An 18,022-nucleotide genomic window follows, 5' to 3' on the forward strand; every position below is an offset into this window, starting at 1 on the left:
TCATTATACGCACGCTGCGCGCAGCAGCCTAACCTGCGTGGCGGGCCCCTTGACCCCGCGCCTGGGCCCTGCCCCTAGGCCCTGACGTAAGCGCGCATGGTCACCTGCGCCGTGAGCGCGGCGATGATCAGCGCAACCACGCCCACCAGGGGCAGGGCCACCCACAGGTCGGAGCTGTGCATCGGCGCAATGAGCTGCTGGCGGTAGAGATTCTCCAGGGCGGGATCCAGCACGAAGGCCTTGCCGGCCAGTACGCCGGCGCCGGCCACCACCACGCCGATGAGCGTACCCAGCACGGCCTCAAGGACGAAGGGGGCCTGCGTGATCCAGCGGGAGGCACCCACCATGCGCATGATCGAGGTCTCGCGCTGCCTGTTGAAGGCGGCAATCTGCACCATGTTGGCGATGAGGAAGATGGCGGCAACCGCCATGACGGCCGCCAGGATGAAGGTGGCGTTGCGGATGGCGTCCAGGTTGCTCGCCGCACTGTTGACCTCGTCCTTTTGGTCCACGATGCCGGCTACGGCGGGGTCTTCGGCAATCGCGTCGATAGGCGCGGAATCCGTCGGATCCTTCAGCCGCACGTGAAAGGCCGCAGGCAGGGCGTCGGGGGAGGTCTCCTTGACCAGCTCGGGGTCAGACTCAGAGAACATCTGCACGAAGCGCTCGTAGGAGGCCTGCGCGTCGCGGTACTCCACGGACTCGACGCGATCGTCTCCCTCCAAGGTGGCGCGCAGGTCCGCGCAGGCCGGGGTGGCGCAATCGGGGTCGTTGACGGTGATGTCGTCGTTGAGCTGAACCATGACCTCCACGCTGTCAAGGTACATGTCCTTGGTGTCGCTGGTCATGGTGGTCACCAGCACGCCGGCGACGACAAGGGCCACCGAGATCGCGGTGGTGATCACCATGGCGATGGTCATGGTGAGGTTGCGGCCCAGGCCCTTGAGGGCCTCGCGCAGCACGAATCCTGTCTGCATTTAGATCGCCTCCCCGTAGAGCGCGTTGGTTTCATCGCGCACCAGCGTGCCGTTGTGCAGCTCCAGCACGCGCTGGCGCGCCTCGTTGACCGCGCGGGCGTTGTGGGTGGACATCACCACGGTGGTGCCGCGGCGGTTAATGTGGGCCAACAGCGCCATGATCTCCGCTGCGGTGGCGGGATCGAGGTTGCCCGTGGGTTCGTCGGCAAGCAGCAGCTTGGGGCGGTTGACAAAGGCGCGGGCCACGGCCACGCGCTGCTGTTCACCGCCGGAGAGCTCGTGCGGCATGCGGTGCTGCTTGGAGCCGAGGCCCACCATCTCGAGCACCTCGGGCACGGCCTTGGCAATCTTGTTCTTCTTCTTGCCAATCACCTCCAGCGCGAAGGCCACGTTTTGGTAGACGTTGAGCTTGGGCAGCAGGCGAAAGTCCTGGAAGACGTAGCCGATGGATTGCCGCAAGGCATTGATCTCTTTGCCCTTGAGAGCATTGACGTGGAAGCGATCGAAGTGGATGTTTCCGGAGCTGAGGTTGGTCTCGCGGACCATGAGCTGAAGGAAGGTGGACTTGCCCGAGCCGGAGGGACCGATGAGAAAGACGAATTCTCCGTCCTCGATTGTGAAGGAGACATCATCGAGCGCCGGCCGCGTGGAGGTCGGATAGATCTTGGACACATTCTCGAAGGTGATCACTTTAGAAACATTAGCAACATGAGTTAACAAGCGAAACCGCCGAGACGTCGCGGCCAGCCTTCCCCGCTAGTCTTCCCTGCTAGTTTTCCGCAGCCTGCTCCTGCGCCACCCGCCAACGGATACCCGCCTCGAGGAAACCGTCGATATCGCCGTCGAGCACCTTCTGCGGATCCCCCACCTCGTAGTTGGTGCGCAGATCCTTGACCATCTGGTACGGGTGCAACACGTAGGAGCGCATCTGGTTGCCCCAGGAGGCGTTGCCGCCCGCGCCCAGCGCGTCCATCTCCGCGCGCTCCTCCTGGCGCTTGCGTTCCAAGAGCTTGGCCTGCAGCACGCGCATGGCCGAGGCCTTGTTCTGGATCTGTGACTTCTCATTCTGGCAGGTCACCACGATGCCCGTGGGCAGGTGTGTCAGGCGCACGGCGGAGTCGGTGGTGTTCACGGACTGCCCGCCCGGGCCGGAGGAGCGGTAGACATCCACGCGCACCTCGGAGTCCGGCACCTCGATGGAGTCCGTCTGCTCCACCACTGGCAGCACCTCTACCTCGGCAAAGGAGGTCTGGCGGCGACCCTGGTTATCAAAGGGAGAGATGCGCACGAGACGATGCGCGCCCTGCTCCACGGAGAGCTGGCCGTACATGTATTCGCCGTGCACCACGAAGGTGGCGGACTTGATGCCGGCCTCCTCCGCGTAGGAGATGTCATAGACGTCGACCCTATGCCCGTGCTTTTCCGCCCAGCGGGTGTACATGCGCATGAGCATCTCCGCCCAGTCGGCGGCATCCACGCCGCCCGCCCCGGAGCGGATGTTGATCAGTGCCTCGCGCTCGTCGTACTCGCCGGAGAGCATCGTGGTCACCTCGAGCGCCTCGATGGCGGCGGTGAGCTCATCCAGTTCGTCGTCGACCAACGCCTTTCCCTCGGCGTCTCCTTCCTCCTCCGCCAGCTCCGCCATGACGGGCAGATCCTCCACGCGGCCGCGCAGGGACTCCAGCTTGCGCACTTTGGCCTGGGCGGCCGACAGCGCGGAGGTGACCTGCTGGGCGTGCGCAGGATCATCCCACAAAGAGGGGTCTGCCGCCTGCGCTTCCAGCTCGCGGATCTCCGCGGCCAAAGACGCAGGATCCATGACCTTTTCGATGGTGGTCAGGGTAGAGTCCAATTCCTCAAGACGTGCTGTTTGTTCCGGGCGCATAGCCCCCTACTCTACTGTTTGTGCTGTCTTGATTAGCCATCGGACGCGTTTAGCGGGACAATGAAGCCCATGACTCAACAGCCGAGCTTGAATGAGATGATCGACGCGGTCATCAAGACGTTCATCGTCGCACACGCCGAGGACTCCGATGAGCACCTAGCCCAGGCGCTCGTCTACAACGCCGGGCGCCTGGCCTGGCGCCTGCGCGAGCAGGGCGTCAACGTGGAGCAGAAGACCTCCGTCTCCGACGTGGTCACCGATGCCGACCACGCCGCCGAGCGCTTCGTCGCCGGGGTGCTCGAGGCGCTGCGCGCCGAGGACGGCCTGCTCGGCGAGGAGGGCGCCTCCCGCCCCTCGACCTCCGGGCGCACCTGGGTCATCGACCCCGTCGACGGCACCTACAACTTCGCCTCCGGCTCCGACTACTGGTGCTCCGCGCTGGCGCTGACCGATGACTCCGGCGTGCTCTTCGGCGCCGTGCACCGCCCGGCCATGGGCTACACGTGGTTTGGTGGGCGCGACTACCCCACCCGCCTCGACGGCAAGGAGCTGGGTCAGCTTGCCTGCGCCCCCGCCTCCTCACTCTCCCTGTCCACCTACCTGCACCCCACCTCCATTGCCAACCCGGAGATCCGCGAGGCCTGGCAGAAGGTGGCCTCCTCTTTTGCCACCGTGCGCATGCTCGGCGCGGGCTCGGTGGATCTCTCCTCGGTGGCTGAGGGCACCTGGGGCGCGTGGATGCAGCACTCGGTGGCGGACTGGGACTGGTTCCCCGGCAAGGCGCTGGTGGAGGCCGCCGGCGGCGCGGCCCGCACGGTGGAGGCCGGCGGCACCCGCTGGTGTATTGCCGGAAACAAGCAGGTTGTTGATCAGATGGAGGAGTTGCTCCGTGGGTAAGTACAAAGAAGACCTGGGCCTGGCCCTGGAGATGGCCGGGCACGCCGATTCCATCACGATGCAGCGCTTCGAGGCCAGCGACCTCTCCGTAAAGGAGAAGCCGGACATGACCCCGGTCTCCGACGCCGACCTCGCCTGCGAGAAGGCCGTGCGCGAGGCCCTCAAGCGCTCCCGCCCGCGCGACGAAGTCTTGGGCGAGGAATTCGGCGGCCAGCCCTCCTTCGAGGGCCGCCAGTGGGTCATCGATCCCATCGACGGCACCAAGAACTTCGTGCGCAACGTGCCGGTGTGGGCCACCCTCATCGCGCTGCTGGAGGACGGCGAACCGGTGGTCTCCGTGATCTCCGCGCCTGCTTTGCGACGCCGCTGGTACGCCGCCAAGGGCGCCGGTGCCTACCGCGTTTTCGGCGGCGAGCCGCGCCGCCTGCGAGTTTCTGAGGTCAAGGACCTGGAGCACGCCTCGCTGGCCATGAGCTCCCTGGCTGGCTGGGAGGAGCGCGGCAAGCGCGATGCCTTTGTCAGCCTCACCGACGAGACCTGGCGCCTGCGCGGCTACGGCGACTTCTGGAACTACTGCCTCGTGGCCGAGGGCGCGGTGGATGTCGCCGCGGAGCCGGAGGTCTCCCTGTGGGATCTGGCCGCCCCCGCCCTGCTGGTCACCGAGGCCGGCGGACGCTTTACCAACCTCGCCGGCGAGGACGGCCCGCACGGCGGCTCCGCGGTGGCCTCCAACGGGCTGCTGCATGAGACAGTACTCAAGGCACTGGGTTAGCCCCAGGCCCCGGAGCCGAACAGGCCCCAACCTCAGCCCCAACCCCAGCCCCGAGCAGGGGCAAGAAGCAGGGGGGGGGAGAAAAAGGAGGGTGTCGCCAAGCTTGGCGACACCCTCCTTTCTGTCATTTCAGCTCTTCAGCTTGTACTCATCTCACCCGGTGCGTACTAATCGCGGGCCAGCGTGAAGCCTGCGCCCACGCCACCCTTGCGGTTGAGGTCAGCAACAATGGCATCCGTGTTGGTGGCCACCGTGGGGTTGTGCAGCACGCCCTGCCACGGGGTGGAGCAGCCCGGCAGGCCCGGGAAGAGGCCGCGGGTCACGGAGCCCACGATGCGGCCATCGCGCATGAGCGGCGCGCCGGAATCACCCACCATGGCGCATACCTGGTTGACCTGAACTTCCTTGCCCTGGGTGTAGGTCATGCCGCAAGTGGTGCCGGTGGCCACGCCGCGCTTGCAGGTGACGGTGCCCGGGGCAACGGTGCCGCCGAACTCGGAGGCGGTCACGCCGTTGTAGCTGCGGGTGACGGTGGCCTTGGAGCCGAGCTCGATGACGGAGTAATCCAGGTAGTCATTGCGGGAGACCACGGTGCCGGTGGGTCCGACCTGCCAGGAATCAGCGGAGGAGACGGAATCGCCCACGTTGCCGCAGTGGCCAGCGGTAATGCCCACCTTGCGGCCCTCGGCGTCGGTACCGGCGGCAGTCAGCGTGCACATGGTGTCCTGGCCAATGTAGAGCGGGGTGCCCGGCCCGTAGACCGAGGTGCCCTTGTTGAGGCCTTCGGTGGATTCGTCTGCGATGCGCGGGGCATCGAAGAAGGAGCCCGGAACGCGGTGCAGAATGTAGTCCGCCTGCGGCTTGCCGGCGGCCAGCTTGGAGAAGCCGTCGTTCTTCCACACGTAGTTCGGGTCAGTGCCCTGCGGCTTGAACTCAGGCTGGGTGGCCTGCTCGAGTAACCCGATGGGGTGTGGGTTGGTCAGCGGCTCCGCGTACTTCTCGGCGTACTTCTGCGCGGTGTTGGCGGCGTTCTGTGCAGCACTTTCAGCCGCGCCCTGGACGGCGTCCTCGGCGTTGACGGTCAGCGGCGGGAAAGCACCGGCCTGTTGTGCGGAGGCGGCAGCTGCGGCGGCGCTGGCGTTGCGCACGGCGCCGTTGACGGCGGCATCAACGCTATCGGTCAGTGCGGAATCCACCGGCGCCGTCTGGACGCCGACGCTAGCAAGATCAGAGCGCGCCTGTTCCACGAAGCCCGCGGAGTCAATCTCGGGGAGGGTGGGAAGTTCCTGGGCGCCCGCGGCCGGACTGCCCAAGAAAAACGCACCCGCGAAAGCCGAGCCCACGAGGACTTTCTTAAGGTGCGGAATTTTTCTCATAAAAGGAGACCTCTCTTCAATTATGTCGAAGCTGGATGACGGTACTCATCCATAGTGTCACGCCTCCCCCAGCGTGGACACGCGTGCGCGCAGACTGTGTCCAAGCCGTTACACGATTGCCAGACTTCGGGTGTATTAGGCGGTAAACCCCTCCTCCGGCTTCCACGTCTTGGTCACGGCGAGGGACACGCTGGCCTCGGGGTCCTCAACATCGGAAACACGGTAGTAGTTCATGTCAACGTGGTCCGCGTAAAGGTTCGCCACAGCGTAACCGTGGGAGTCATAGTCGAGGTGCTTGACCCAGGGGTTGGCGCTTTTAATCGCGTCCTCCACGATGTGAGAAGTGGAATTGTCTTCCGCGTGATAAACGCCGGTATAAGTGGTCAGAATTTCATCGACATTTGGTGCAGAAATGGACGTGGTCACCATTTCGCACGCCACGCGCTTCTCACCGAGATAAATGTCATTTGCCCATTCGGAGTGAATATCGCCGGTGACAAAGAAGGAATACCCCTCACGGGCGTCGAGGGCCTCGAGGACGCGGTCGCGCTCCGCGGTGTAGCCGTCCCACTGGTCGGAGTTGAGGGCGAAGCCGGAGGTGCTGCCCTTGATGTACTGCAGGCCGTGGTTGGCCGCGTCATTGCCCGGGATGGTCAGCAGGCGCATCGGGGCCATCATCACGGAGTTGCCCATGACCATCCAGGTGGCATCGGACATGGAGATGGTATCGCGCAGCCACGCCAGCTGCTCGTTTCCCAGCAGGGTGCGGTCCGGGTCGTTGAAGTGCGCGGAGGTGGTCTCCTCATCGCGGTAGCTGCGCAGATCCATCATGGTCAGTTCCATGAGCGAGCCGAAGCGCAGGTTGCGGTAGAGCTTTCCGCCCTCGCTGAGCTGCTTCTGGCGCAGGGGCATCCACTCGTAGTAGGCCTGCAGCGCGTCGTTCCAGCGGCGGGTCCACTCGCCTTCGGCCTCGCCGGGGGTGTGGTTCTCCGCGCCCTCGCGCCAGTTGTTGTTGGCCACCTCGTGGTCATCCCAGACCACAACCCAGGGGGCAGCGGCGTGGGCGTTCTGCAGGTGCATATCGGTACGGTAGCGCCCGTAGCGGATGCGGTAATCCTCCAGAGTCGTGATCTCCCACACAGGGTGGTGTGGGCGGGCCACGCCCTTCTTACCCGCGTATTCGCCGGTGGGGTACTCGTAGATGTAATCGCCCAGGAAGACCACGAAGTCGATCTCCCCGGCGCGGCCGCGCTCGGCCATGTCCTTGTACGCGCAGAAGAAGCCAGACTCGTAGTTGGCACAGGAGGCCACCGCAAAGTTGAGGCGCTCCGGGGTGGAGTTGACGTCCGGGGCGGTCTTGGTGCGCCCCACCGGGGAGACGGCACCAGCGTGCGCGCCGGAGGCCACGCGGAAGCGGTAGTAGTACACGGTCTCCGGGCTCAGGCCGAAGGGATCGACGTGCACGGTGTGGTCATGCTCCGCGGTAGCGGTTTCCTCGCCGTTGTCCACGATGTTGCCGAAGCCCTCGTCGGTGGCAATCTCCCACTCCACGGTGACGTCCTCACCTAGGCCGGAGCCCGGCAGGGAGTCGCGGTCCGGGGTAATGCGCGTCCACAGCACCACGGAGGTGGGCAGCGGATCGCCGGAGGCCACGCCGTGTAGGAAAGGCAGCGTGGAGTTGGTGTACTTGTTGTACTCCTCCAGCGGCGCAAGGCGGGAGCTGCCTTCCTGGGCGCCGGCGGCGCTGAGACCGTAGCCCGCGGCAAGGGTGGTAGCGCCAGTGGCACCCCAGCGCAGGGCGGTACGGCGAGAGACGCGAGAGGAGCTGGAATTTTCTTCAGAGGTGGCCCGATTCTGGCCGGCAGATTGAGACATGACCGTTAACTTAGGGTTGGCTGCAGCGCCTTTCAACGCGGGCGTTACGGTACATTCCCCCACATCGGGGGCATTTTATTCATAATTCTCGCGGGGTTTTCACGGCATTAACCAAGGCTTCACTTAGCCATGGTCTTGTAGGACGGTCACACCGTGGATCCGTGTGCTGTGCGCCTGTACAGCGCGCGGTTCCGCGTTGTTTTCTGACCTTTCAACTCTTTCGCATAAAGCAACTCATCACAGGAACTCACAAGGGAATAATGAAGCGCTTCAGCATCTCTCCATCCAAGAAGTTCACCGCGGTTATCGCGGCCTCCGCGGTGGCACTTGCCTCTTCTCTCAGCCTCCCGCAAGTGGCCGTGGCACAAACCGACCCCACCTCGCGCGTTGTCCTGCAGCCCGGCTCCACCGAGCGCTCCGTCATGGTCAACTGGCGCACCAAGTCCACCCGCGCCGAGGAAGTCCTCGAGGTCACCGGCCCGGAGGGCTCCCTGGCCTTCCCCGCTAAGCAGAAGGGCAAGGGCGTGGGCTATGTCACCAACTTTGCCGTGGCCGGCGGGCTGGAAGAAAACACCGAGTACACCTACCGCGTCGGCTCCGCCGAGGGCGGCTGGTCCGAGCCGGAGACCTTCAACACCGGCAGCTTCGGCGAAGACTGGAGCTTCATCACCGTCTCCGATGCGCAGATTGGCGTGGACACCGGCATCGCCGAGCAGACCGAGCAGTGGCAGCGCACCATCGGCAACGCTGTGGCCGACGCCCCCGGAGCCAACTTGATCTGGTCCCTGGGTGACCAGGTTGAGGGATGGGGCGCGCTGGACAAGCAGTACGAGAGCTACTTCTCCGCCCCGGAGATCCGCCGCGTGCCCACCAGCGCGCTGCCGGGCAACCACGAGGGCTACCCCTCCGCCGCCGAGTTCCCGCGCTACGACGATCACTTCTCCAGCCCGCACAAGCAGCGCGACATCCGCGACTTCTACTTCGAGCGTAACAACGTGCTCTTCATCGGCCTGGACACCAACGCCAGCGGCGAGGAGGACATCGAGCGCCACGCGGAGTTCATGCGTGAGACCATCGCCAACCGCGGCGCCTTCAACGACTGGGTCATCGTGGGCATGCATCACGCGTTCTTCTCCCAGGGCACCCACTACACCGATGACGATGTCGCCCGCCTGCGTGAGAAGCTCGCCCCCGTAATGACTGAGCTCGACGTCGACGCCGTGCTCAGCGGCCACGATCACATCTACACCCGCACCCACCTCATGAACGGCACCACCCCGGTGCCCACCCCGGGCAAGCGCGGCGACGTGCTCGCGCCCAACGACGGCGAAGTCCTCTACATCACCACCACCACCGCCGGCGGCGGCAAGTACTACGACTTCCAGGGCGAGGACGGCAAGAAGTACCCGAACGCCCGCATGGAGCACATCGATCCTTCGCTGGCGCACCCCTCCACTGCGTTCTGGCGCCAGGACTACGACGAGGACTACATGATCGTCGACGTCACCGGCGAGGAGCTGACCTTCCGCACCTACAACGCCAACAACCCCAACCTGGTGGACAAGGTCACCATCAAGAACAATGACCGCGCCATCGCCGACCCGCGCGAGACCGAGGTCCCGCCGGTGACCACCACCGCGACGGCCACTGCAACCGCCACCCAGACCATCACCACCACGGTGCCCACGACCGTTGCGACCACCATCACCAAGCCGGCCACCACCGAGACCACCACCACGGTGATTCCGACCACCGTGACCACCACGATTACCGGCAAGCCGGAGGAACCGAGCGCGGAGCCTTCCGAGAAGCCCGGCGACTCCAACAAGCCGGGCGATTCCAACAAGCCGGGCGAGCCCACCGAGTGCACGGCCACCTCTGCCTACGCCTGCGGCTCCGTCAAGGGCGGCATGGTTGGCTACCTGCTGGGCGCGATTAGCGCCGTGGTTGTCGCCGGCGGCATCGCTGCCGTGGGCCACGACCCAGCACTGCGCAAGAACATTCAGGCCACCCTGGACCAGCTCTACCGCATGTACCTCCGCCTCTTCCCCTAAGGACTCCACCAGCCGCGTCCTGCCCCGCGTTCCGTGTTTCCTGCACGGCCGCGGGGCATAACTTTTATCTAATCGCAACGTTCATCACGTGCCCCACCCGTTACGCTAGGCACATGAGTACTCCACGCCGAACCCCCGCAACAGCCCATCCTCGCACCTTTACTCGGCGCCGCGCTCTTCCCGTGGTTGCCGCCGTAGCCCTCGCCGCCGGACTCAGCGCCTGCTCTGGAGGCGATGACTCACCTGCTGACTCCTCCGCTGGCGAGGCCGCCTCCACCGTCACCACCACCCAGGATCCCTCCGGCGGCCAGGACTCCTCCCCCGATTCCCAGCGCCCCGACGGCAACAGCGGCACCGAACAGCCAGAGCAGCGCAGCGGCTCGCTCGCCGCACCCGAGGACAACCAGCCACCCCGCGACCCGCGGGCGTGCACCATGGATCAGCTCACCGTCTCCCTCGGCACCCAACAAGGCGCTGCGGGCTCCTCGCTTGTCGACGTCCTCTTCAGCAACACCTCGGACTCCCCCTGCACCCTCACCGGCTTCCCGGGAGTCTCCGCGGTGACCAACAATGACGGCACCCAGCTCGGCCGCGCAGCCACCCGGGAGAACAACGCTCCCGCACAACCAGTGAGCCTCGCCCCCGGCGCGGCAGCAGTGGCCAACGTGAAGATCACCAACGTCGGCCCCATGGATCCCACCCAGTGCCAGCCACAGCCTGCCGACGGCCTCCGTGTCTACCCGCCGGAGGAAACCCGCAGCGCCTTCCTGGAGATCCCCGGACTGCAGGGCTGCGCCGGGGACGTGTCCTACATTTCCGTCCAGCCAGTCAGCCCCGCCTAACCTGCACGCCTAGCCCGCACAGCAGGTGCCTACTGCACCGGATTGCTCCCGTCCTCCATGACGGGGCCAGTAGGCACAGCGGTGGCGCTACCGGGCAGCAGCACGAGTGTGACCACCGCCGGCCCGCCCACCGAGCGCAGCGAGTGCGTAATCCCCTCATCCACCGAGATAGCCGTGCCGGGTTCCAAACGCAGCGTCTCAGCGCCGATGGTGAAATCCACCTGCCCCTCCTGCCCCAGCACCAAGATGGGCCCCGGCGCGTGGTGATCATCCATGACATCGCCCTTGCGGAAAGAGAGGCGGATGACGCCTGCGTGCGCTAGCTTTTCTTGCAGTCTCACCTCGGGAACCGCTCGGCCCTCCCCCGCTTCCGAGGAGTGAGGGGCGTTCAGCTGGGTGAGGTAGGTCCAGCCATCGCCGGCTCGGTTGTAGGACTGCTTGGGAGTGTGCGTGGTCTTTTCAGTGCTCATGATTCCATTCTCTCCCAGTCTCCGGATTTAGCAAGGCTTTATCCGTAGATATTTCTGCAACCCTTCCCTACTTTCACGCAGATGCTCGCAGAGATTAAAGAAGCATTTACTTATATTTATCCGCCGCGACACCTGCACCCACTACCTTGATGGCTGCGGTTAGACAATCATTTCCATCACGCTGGGCGCTCTCCCTGCCGCGATGGGCCTGATCGTTGTGCACGCACCGAAACTGTTCTCCACTTCTCGCACACAAGGAAAACTCTAGATGGCAAAGAAACTGACTGGCCTGCGCGCAGGTAGCGCGGCCCTCATCACGGCAACACTCGTCTCCACCGGCGCAGCCGCCCCCGCCCTGGCACAGGAAGCAACCGGCCCGAAGAACATCATCTTCATGATCGGCGACGGCATGGGCTACGGCCACATTGCGCTCAACAACCTCTTTGAGACCGGCCAGTCCAAGTACACCGTAGAAGGCCCCTTCGCCGCCGAAGGCGCCAAGGAGCTGGAGGGCAAGCCCGTCCAGGCCTTCGAGGACTTCGAGCGCCTGTCCATGTCCACCTTCCCCAAGGGCGGCAGCTATGACCCGCAGAAGGCATGGGCCACCCACGAGTACGTCACCGAGGGCAAGATCACCGACTCGGCTGCGGCCGGCACTGCGCTAGCCACGGGCATGAAGACGAAGAACGGCGTGGTGGGCAAGTCCGATTACGGCCACGCCGAGGAGAACATCTCCGAGCGCGCCAAGGCCCACGGCAAGGCCGCCGGAGTGGTCACTTCTGTTCCCTTCTCCGATGCCACCCCGGCGACCTTCGCGGCCCACAACATGGACCGCAACGATCACCATGCCATTGCCAAGGAGATGCTCAACTCCGATTTGGATCTGGTTATGGGCGGCGGCCACCCGCTCTACGATAACGACAACCAGAAGCTGGCCACCCCGGCCTACGACTACATCAGCGAAGAGGACTTCGCCGCCCTGCAGGCCGGCAACACCGACTGGACCTTCTTCGACTCCAACGACGACTTCAAGGCCCTAGCAGAGGGCAACGTCAAGGAGGACACCAAGTACTGGGGCCTGCCGCAGGTCGGCTCCACCCTGCAGACAGGCCGCGCGGGCGAGAGCACCGTTGCCTTCGAGGATCCCATGAACGACGTGGTGGATCTGGCCACCATGACCACCGGCGCCCTCAACGTCCTGGGCCAGGACGAAGACGGCTTCAGCGTCATGATTGAGGGCGGCGCCATCGACTGGAACGGCCACGGCAACAACGCCGCCCGCGACATCGAAGAGATCCAGGACTTCAACAAGTCCGTCGAGGCGGCCATCGCCTGGGTGGAGAAGAACTCCTCCTGGGACGAGACCCTGCTTATCGTCACCGCCGACCACGAGACCGGCTACCTCTCCGGCGCCGATGAGCCTGCCCAAGGCCAGTGGAACGCCATGGCCGGCAAGGAAGACGAGCTGGCCAAGCACGGCTGGTACTCCGGCAACCACACCAACCAGCTGGTTCCCTTCTTTTACAAGGGCGCCGGCTCGGCCGACATCGAGTCCAAGGTGGTAGGAACCGACCCGGTGCGCGGCGAGTACATCGACAACGTCACAGTGGCTGACCTGGTCAAGACCCAGTGGTGGATCGGCTCCGAGGACGATGACTCCGAGGGCTCCAATGAGTCCGGCAACAACAGCTCCGAGGGCTCCAGCCTGGCCGAGAACTCCGTGGCCGCAGGCTTTACCGGTGCAGGCATCACCGCCGCCCTCATCGGGCTCGTCGTCGCCGCCGCGCAGGCGCTCGGCGTGCTCAAGATCGACATGGGCGCACTGAACAAGCTGATTGAGCGCATGCTCTAAGTAGCAGCGCGCTCTCAACGCTCAGCGCGAGCACACGTAAAGAAGGGATGCCCCCACCGCAAGGCATCCCTTCTGCGTATTCTGCGCTGCCTGGGCTTCGGCCCCCAGTCCGAGCCGGAAGCTCAGGCAGCTGGTGTGCGTGGCTTAGTAGCGCTCCGGCTCCTCACCAAGCTGGAAGCGGCGCCCCGAGATGCTATCCGGGGTAATCTCCACGTAGTTGTACTTGAGGGTGGGCAGCCACGGTTTCAGCGGGAGATCATCGGCCTTGTGGATATCGTCGTTGGTCTCCAAGATGCGGGCGTGGCCTTTGACGATGACCGACCATGCCTTCTCGTTAGTGTGGTCATCTGCCTCGAATAGCACCTTGTCATTAAGCAGCACGTTGACAAGCTTGGAGCCCTCCGCGGTGCGGAAGAAGATCTTGCCCTCGCTCACCACAAAGTTCACGGGGTACAGGTCCATATCCTCATGCATGCGAACAACAAGGCGGCCGAGCTGCTGGGTGCCCATCAGCTCGAGGGCTTCGTCATCCTTCAGTACTTCAATGGGGTTCTCAAAATCAGCCATAGCCCTATTGTGGCACTGTTTCTTCCCCCGCGCTGGGTTGTCTCTATAAATACGTCGATAGATTTATCACCCGGAAATCGGGAATAAAAGGAGCGCACAGCGTTGCAGCGCCCTCACCACTCCTGCCGCGCGGTGGGGCGGGCCTAGAGGAGGGCGTCGATAAGCTGTGCAAAAGCCGGCGCCACCTGAGAGCGCCACAGGGTATCCACCTTCCCGTCCCCGCGTCCGGGCCCTCCGTTAATGACGGCCACGCGCTTGCCCTGCTTCTTGGCGGCAAGCACAAACTGATAGCCGCTCATCACCGCCAGCGAGGACCCCGCCACCAGCAGGCTGTGCGCCTGCCCCAACATGGCATAGGCCGCCTCCTTGCGCGCCGTGGGAACGGGCTCACCGAAGTAGACCACGTGGGGCTTCAACCGCTGCGAACCGCACCGCGTACAGCCCACCATGCGGAACTTATCGACGATCCTCTCGCTCAACGAGACATCACCGTCCGGGTTGACCATGCTGGGGTCCAAACGCACCGCTTCCAAGTAGCCGGGATTAGCGGCGGCGAGGCGGGCGTCGAACTGTTCGCGGTCTTCCGCTGCCCCACAGTCCAGGCATTCCACGGTCTCCATGTCCCCGTGCAGGGCCAGCAGGTTGCGGGTACCGGCGGCCTTGTGCAGCCCGTCAACGTTCTGGGTGAGCACCCCGTGCACGAATCCCTCCTGCTCCAGCTCGGCGATGGCAAAGTGGGTGGAGTTGGGCTGCGCGTGCTCCATCACCCGCCAGCCCACGAAGCTGCGCGCCCAGTAGCGGTGGCAGGCCGCGGGATCGTGGAGAAACTCCTGGTAGGTCATGGGTCGGTGCCTACTGAGGCTGCCCTGCGGGCCGCGGTAGTCCGGGATGCCGGAGTCAGTGGAAACACCCGCCCCAGTCAGCACCATCGCCGGGCCGGCATTGAGCTGCGCTGCAATCTCCTCCAGCGCCTGCTGATCCGGGGTGTGCACGGCAGTCTCCTCCACGACGCGCTCGATGGAGCGGATCGCACTGCGGTGCGCCATGGCCACCGCCGGGTCAGAGAAATTACTCACGCGGCCCATGGTATCGGGGTTAAGTTAAAGGGTTAAAGAACAGAACGAAAAATGACCCTGACCGAGCATCCCCGGTCAGGGTCTGGAAGTTGGTAGCGGGGGCAGGATTCGAACCTACGACCTCTGGGTTATGAGCCCAGCGAGCTACCGAGCTGCTCCACCCCGCGTCGCGATGAACTTCCGAACATCGTACGCTAGCACTCCGGAACCACTCCCTTGCGGGCCGTTCCCTCTGTGCCGGCAACGCATGTAACTATACATAGAGCACGGCGCCTACCCAAATCCCCAGGTAGGCGCCGTGCTCATAGTGCGAAGGGCGAAGCGTCGGTGGACGGAGCGCTACCCCTTCTGCTCGATGGAGCGGTACTCCTCCACTGCCTTGTCGAGCTCGTCGAGAGCCTTGCCATACTCCTCGAAGGAGCCATTCTTGGCCTTGTCCACGCCGTCGAGAGCCTTGTTGATGCGGTAGATGGCCTCACCGGCGTCAGAGGCGCTCGGCGCGGAAGCCGGTGCGGACGGAGACGCGGACGCCTCGTCCTTGGGCTTCGCCCCGTCCTGAGCGGAGTCCTCGGCCTTCTTGTCCTCGCCATCGACCTCAGTGATCTCCTGCGCGGACTTCGGGTCGATGCCCACCTGCTGCAGGGCCTCGCCGACAGTCGGGGCGTAGCCAATGCGCTCCTTATAGGAGACAAGCACGCGCAGCAGCTTCGGGAACGCGGACTCCTGGCCCTTGCGGCGGGAGTAGATGGGCTCAAGGTAGAGAATCTCACCGTCGCCCACCGGCAGCGCCAGCAGGTTGCCGTTGTTGAGGTCGTTGGAGCCCTGCCACAGCGTGCGGTCACGCGCCACCTGGTCAGAAGACATCATGGCGTCCTGCGCCTGCTTCGGCCCCTGGGTCTGGGTGTTCGTCGGCAGCACGCGCACCGTGATCTTGCCGTAGTTCTCCGGATCGGAGGAGGCAGCCATGTGCGCGGAGAGGAACTGACGGTTCAGGCCACGGAACGAGGTGATGAGCTGGAAGCTCGGCTTGCCGGTATCCGGGTCAGCAGCCAGCACGTAGTACGGCGGCTGGTTCAGGCCCTGAGACTCGCCAGCGGTGGGATCCTCCGGGACGGACCAGAAGGCGTCGTTGTTGAAGAACACGCCCGGGTCAGAGACGTGGTACTTGGCCAGCAGGTTGCGCTGAACCTTGAACATGTCCTCCGGGTAACGCAGGTGCTGGCGCAGCTCGTCAGAGATCTCCGACTCGGGCTTGACCACGCCCGGGAACACGCCCTCCCAAGCCTTGAGCACCGGGTCCTCGCTGTCAAACTCGTAGAGATCCACGGTGCCGTCGTAGGCGTCGACAGTAGCCTTGACGGAGTTGCGGATGTAGCCCACACGCTCGTTGATGAGGCGCTGGTTAGTGCCGTTCGGGTTGAGGGCGTCCTGGGTGGTCTCCGTCAGCGAGGTGCGCTGGGAGTATGGCAGGGATTCCAGGGTGGTGTAGCCGTCAACAATCCACTTGATGCGGCCGTCGATGACCGCCGGGTAGGTCTTGGCGTCGGTGGTCAGCCAGGGGGCAACCTTCTCCACGCGCTCGCGGGGATCGCGATCATAGAGAATCTTGGACTCGCTGCCCACGCGGTCGGAGAGCAGGAAGTTGAGCTCCTGGTACTTCAGTGCGTAGGCGGTGCGGTCGATGATGTTGCCGATTTTAACGCCGCCCTTGCCCTCATAGGTGTAGGTGGAGGTATCGGTGTCGTACTCCACCGGGTCGTTGCCGGTCTTGCCCACGATGGCGTAATCGAGGCCGTCGTCAGCGCTGGCGATGACTGGGCCGTAGTAGGTGCGCGGCTCGTCGACCTTAATGCCCAGGGACTCCTCGGCGTTCTTGGTCTCACCCTCGCCCTCGGCGTCCTTGCCGGCCTGGGTCTGCAGGTCAGCCACGGTGAAGATGGGGAAGCCGCCGCGGGCAGAGCCGGCGTCGCGAGCAACCTCGTCCACGGTATTGGCCTGGGCGGCCACAAAGCCGTTGCCGTGGGTGTAGACGGTGTGGCGGTTAATCCAGTTCTGCTGATTCTCGCGCAGGGCGTTGGGGTCCAGCTCGCGGGCGGCAACCACGAAGTCGCGCATCTCGCCGTCAATCTTGTAGCGGTCCATCGCCAGCGCGTCCGGGAAGCCGTAGAAGTTCTTCAGCTGCTGCATCTGGGTGAAGGTCGGAGAGATGATTTCCGGATCCAGCAGGCGCAGGTTGGAGATGGTGGACTTATCGGAGGCGACCTTCTCATCCGGTACCTCGCCGGCGCCCCAGTTCTCCTTGTACTCCACCTTGTCCTCGGTAAGACCGTAGGCGTAGCGCGTGGCCTCGATGTTGCGGGTGATGGACTCGGCTTCCTTGGCCTGGCGGTTCGGGTTGACGGAGAAGCGCTCCATGATGAGCGGCCACGCCTGGCCGATGACCAGGGAGGACAGCAGCATGAGTACCACGGCCAGGCCCGGGATGCGCAGGTCCTTGATGACCACAGCGGAGAAGATAGCGATGGCCACAACCACACCGATGACCATGAGGATGATCTTGGCCGGCAGGTAGGCGTTGATATCGGTGTAGGAACCACCAGTAAACAGGGAGTGCTCGGAGTAGAGCAGCTGGTAGCGCTCAAGCCAGTAGCCTGCGACCTGCAGCAGCATCCACACACCGGCGGTCACGGCCAGCTGGACGCGCGCCGGCTTGCTGATGGAGCCCTTCACGCCGGCGGCGCGATTGCCCACGCGGATGCCGCCGAGGACGTAGTGGCCGAAGAGCGCGATGAGCAAAGAAAGCAGCATCAGCAGCGAGAAGGTGTTCACAATGAGCGACCACGTGGGCAGCTGGAACGCGTAGAAGCCCAGATCGCGGTGGAACTGCGGGTCCTTCACACCGAAGCTCTCACTGTTGATAAAGAGCATGATCTTGCGCCAGTGGGACTGGCCAATAAAACCTGCGATGATGCCCACGATGAAGGGCAGGAACTTGAAGAACACGCCCATGCTGCGCTCGATGGAGCGGCGGTACTGGTAGACGGGGGAATTGAGGTCCGCCATGTCCAGGGAGTCGGGGCGACCGCGCCAGGTGATTACCCCCGCGGCGTAGATCACCGCGCCGCTGACTACGGCGAAGACGAGGAAGAGCGCGATGCGGGCCAGCAGCGTGGTGGTAAAGACGCCGCGGTATTCGATCGCACCGAACCACCTCCAGTCCGTGTAGAAGCCCACCACGAGGGGGCCGAGGAACAACAGGGCGGCGATGATTGTGACTACCCAAGACAAAGCTCGGGGTGGACGTTTCATCGGGGCAGTGGGTCGGTTCAATCCGGAGGCCAACGCCAGCTCCAATCAGAAATCGTGCGAATATTAACAG

The 18,022-nt window shown here is 64.4% G+C and carries 14 protein-coding genes and 1 tRNA gene; 5 read left to right on the top strand and 10 right to left on the bottom strand.

All coding sequences use genetic code 11. From position 1 onward, the window contains the following. Nucleotides 1-74 precede the first annotated feature (74 nt). The 3 genes from ftsX to prfB form a co-directional block, all read right to left on the bottom strand. Nucleotides 75-977: a permease-like cell division protein FtsX gene (gene ftsX, locus Q4E25_RS05375; RefSeq protein ID WP_303154853.1), complete on the bottom strand. Its 903-nt coding sequence runs from the start codon at nt 975-977 to the stop codon at nt 75-77. Further along, the gene (ftsE, locus tag Q4E25_RS05380; protein WP_303154855.1) at nt 978-1,667 is read right to left on the bottom strand and encodes a cell division ATP-binding protein FtsE; all 690 of its coding nucleotides are present in this window, start codon (nt 1,665-1,667) and stop codon (nt 978-980) included. It abuts the gene before it with no gap. A gap of 79 nt (nt 1,668-1,746) precedes the next feature. Beyond that, entirely contained in the window at nt 1,747-2,862 is a 1,116-nt protein-coding gene (prfB, locus tag Q4E25_RS05385) for a peptide chain release factor 2 (protein ID WP_303154857.1), read from the bottom strand. 60 nt (nt 2,863-2,922) lie between these two features. On the opposite strand from prfB, the gene Q4E25_RS05390 reads away from it, so the two are divergent. Next, complete coding sequence (locus tag Q4E25_RS05390) at nt 2,923-3,759, top strand: inositol monophosphatase family protein (RefSeq protein WP_303154858.1); 837 nt, start codon at nt 2,923-2,925, stop codon at nt 3,757-3,759. Next, the gene (gene hisN, locus Q4E25_RS05395; RefSeq protein WP_303154860.1) at nt 3,752-4,531 is read left to right on the top strand and encodes a histidinol-phosphatase; all 780 of its coding nucleotides are present in this window, start codon (nt 3,752-3,754) and stop codon (nt 4,529-4,531) included. The genes Q4E25_RS05390 and hisN overlap by 8 nt, the downstream gene beginning before the upstream one ends. A gap of 167 nt (nt 4,532-4,698) precedes the next feature. Here hisN and Q4E25_RS05400 read toward each other — a convergent pair whose 3' ends face one another. Beyond that, nucleotides 4,699-5,907, bottom strand: a complete 1,209-nt coding sequence (locus tag Q4E25_RS05400) for a S1 family peptidase (protein ID WP_303154862.1) — start codon at nt 5,905-5,907, stop codon at nt 4,699-4,701. Between the two features lie 135 nt (nt 5,908-6,042). Further along, nucleotides 6,043-7,782: an alkaline phosphatase gene (locus Q4E25_RS05405; protein ID WP_303154865.1), complete on the bottom strand. Its 1,740-nt coding sequence runs from the start codon at nt 7,780-7,782 to the stop codon at nt 6,043-6,045. A gap of 260 nt (nt 7,783-8,042) precedes the next feature. On the opposite strand from Q4E25_RS05405, the gene Q4E25_RS05410 reads away from it, so the two are divergent. After that, on the top strand, nt 8,043-9,836 hold the full coding sequence (locus tag Q4E25_RS05410; RefSeq protein ID WP_303154867.1) for a metallophosphoesterase family protein: 1,794 nt from the start codon (nt 8,043-8,045) through the stop codon (nt 9,834-9,836). Between the two features lie 113 nt (nt 9,837-9,949). Further along, on the top strand, nt 9,950-10,678 hold the full coding sequence (locus tag Q4E25_RS05415) for a DUF4232 domain-containing protein (protein WP_303154868.1): 729 nt from the start codon (nt 9,950-9,952) through the stop codon (nt 10,676-10,678). A 29-nt stretch (nt 10,679-10,707) separates the two neighbouring features. Here Q4E25_RS05415 and Q4E25_RS05420 read toward each other — a convergent pair whose 3' ends face one another. Further along, on the bottom strand, nt 10,708-11,148 hold the full coding sequence (locus Q4E25_RS05420) for a cupin domain-containing protein (protein WP_303154871.1): 441 nt from the start codon (nt 11,146-11,148) through the stop codon (nt 10,708-10,710). Between the two features lie 268 nt (nt 11,149-11,416). Between Q4E25_RS05420 and Q4E25_RS05425 the strand changes: the two genes are divergently transcribed. Next, entirely contained in the window at nt 11,417-13,000 is a 1,584-nt protein-coding gene (locus Q4E25_RS05425; protein WP_303154874.1) for an alkaline phosphatase, read from the top strand. Nucleotides 13,001-13,144: 144 nt separating this feature from the next. Here the strand turns inward: Q4E25_RS05425 and Q4E25_RS05430 are convergent, their stop codons facing one another. From Q4E25_RS05430 to Q4E25_RS05445, 4 genes are all read right to left on the bottom strand, one after another. Beyond that, complete coding sequence (locus tag Q4E25_RS05430; RefSeq protein WP_303154876.1) at nt 13,145-13,567, bottom strand: pyridoxamine 5'-phosphate oxidase family protein; 423 nt, start codon at nt 13,565-13,567, stop codon at nt 13,145-13,147. Nucleotides 13,568-13,710: 143 nt separating this feature from the next. Then, nucleotides 13,711-14,613: a Sir2 family NAD-dependent protein deacetylase gene (locus tag Q4E25_RS05435; RefSeq protein ID WP_303155013.1), complete on the bottom strand. Its 903-nt coding sequence runs from the start codon at nt 14,611-14,613 to the stop codon at nt 13,711-13,713. A 120-nt stretch (nt 14,614-14,733) separates the two neighbouring features. Beyond that, nucleotides 14,734-14,810 (bottom strand) — tRNA-Met (locus tag Q4E25_RS05440). 172 nt (nt 14,811-14,982) lie between these two features. Continuing rightward, nucleotides 14,983-17,952, bottom strand: a complete 2,970-nt coding sequence (locus Q4E25_RS05445) for a UPF0182 family protein (RefSeq protein ID WP_303154878.1) — start codon at nt 17,950-17,952, stop codon at nt 14,983-14,985. Nucleotides 17,953-18,022: the final 70 nt, after the last annotated feature.

The organism is Corynebacterium sp., assembly GCF_030532325.1.
GTDB lineage: Bacteria > Actinomycetota > Actinomycetes > Mycobacteriales > Mycobacteriaceae > Corynebacterium.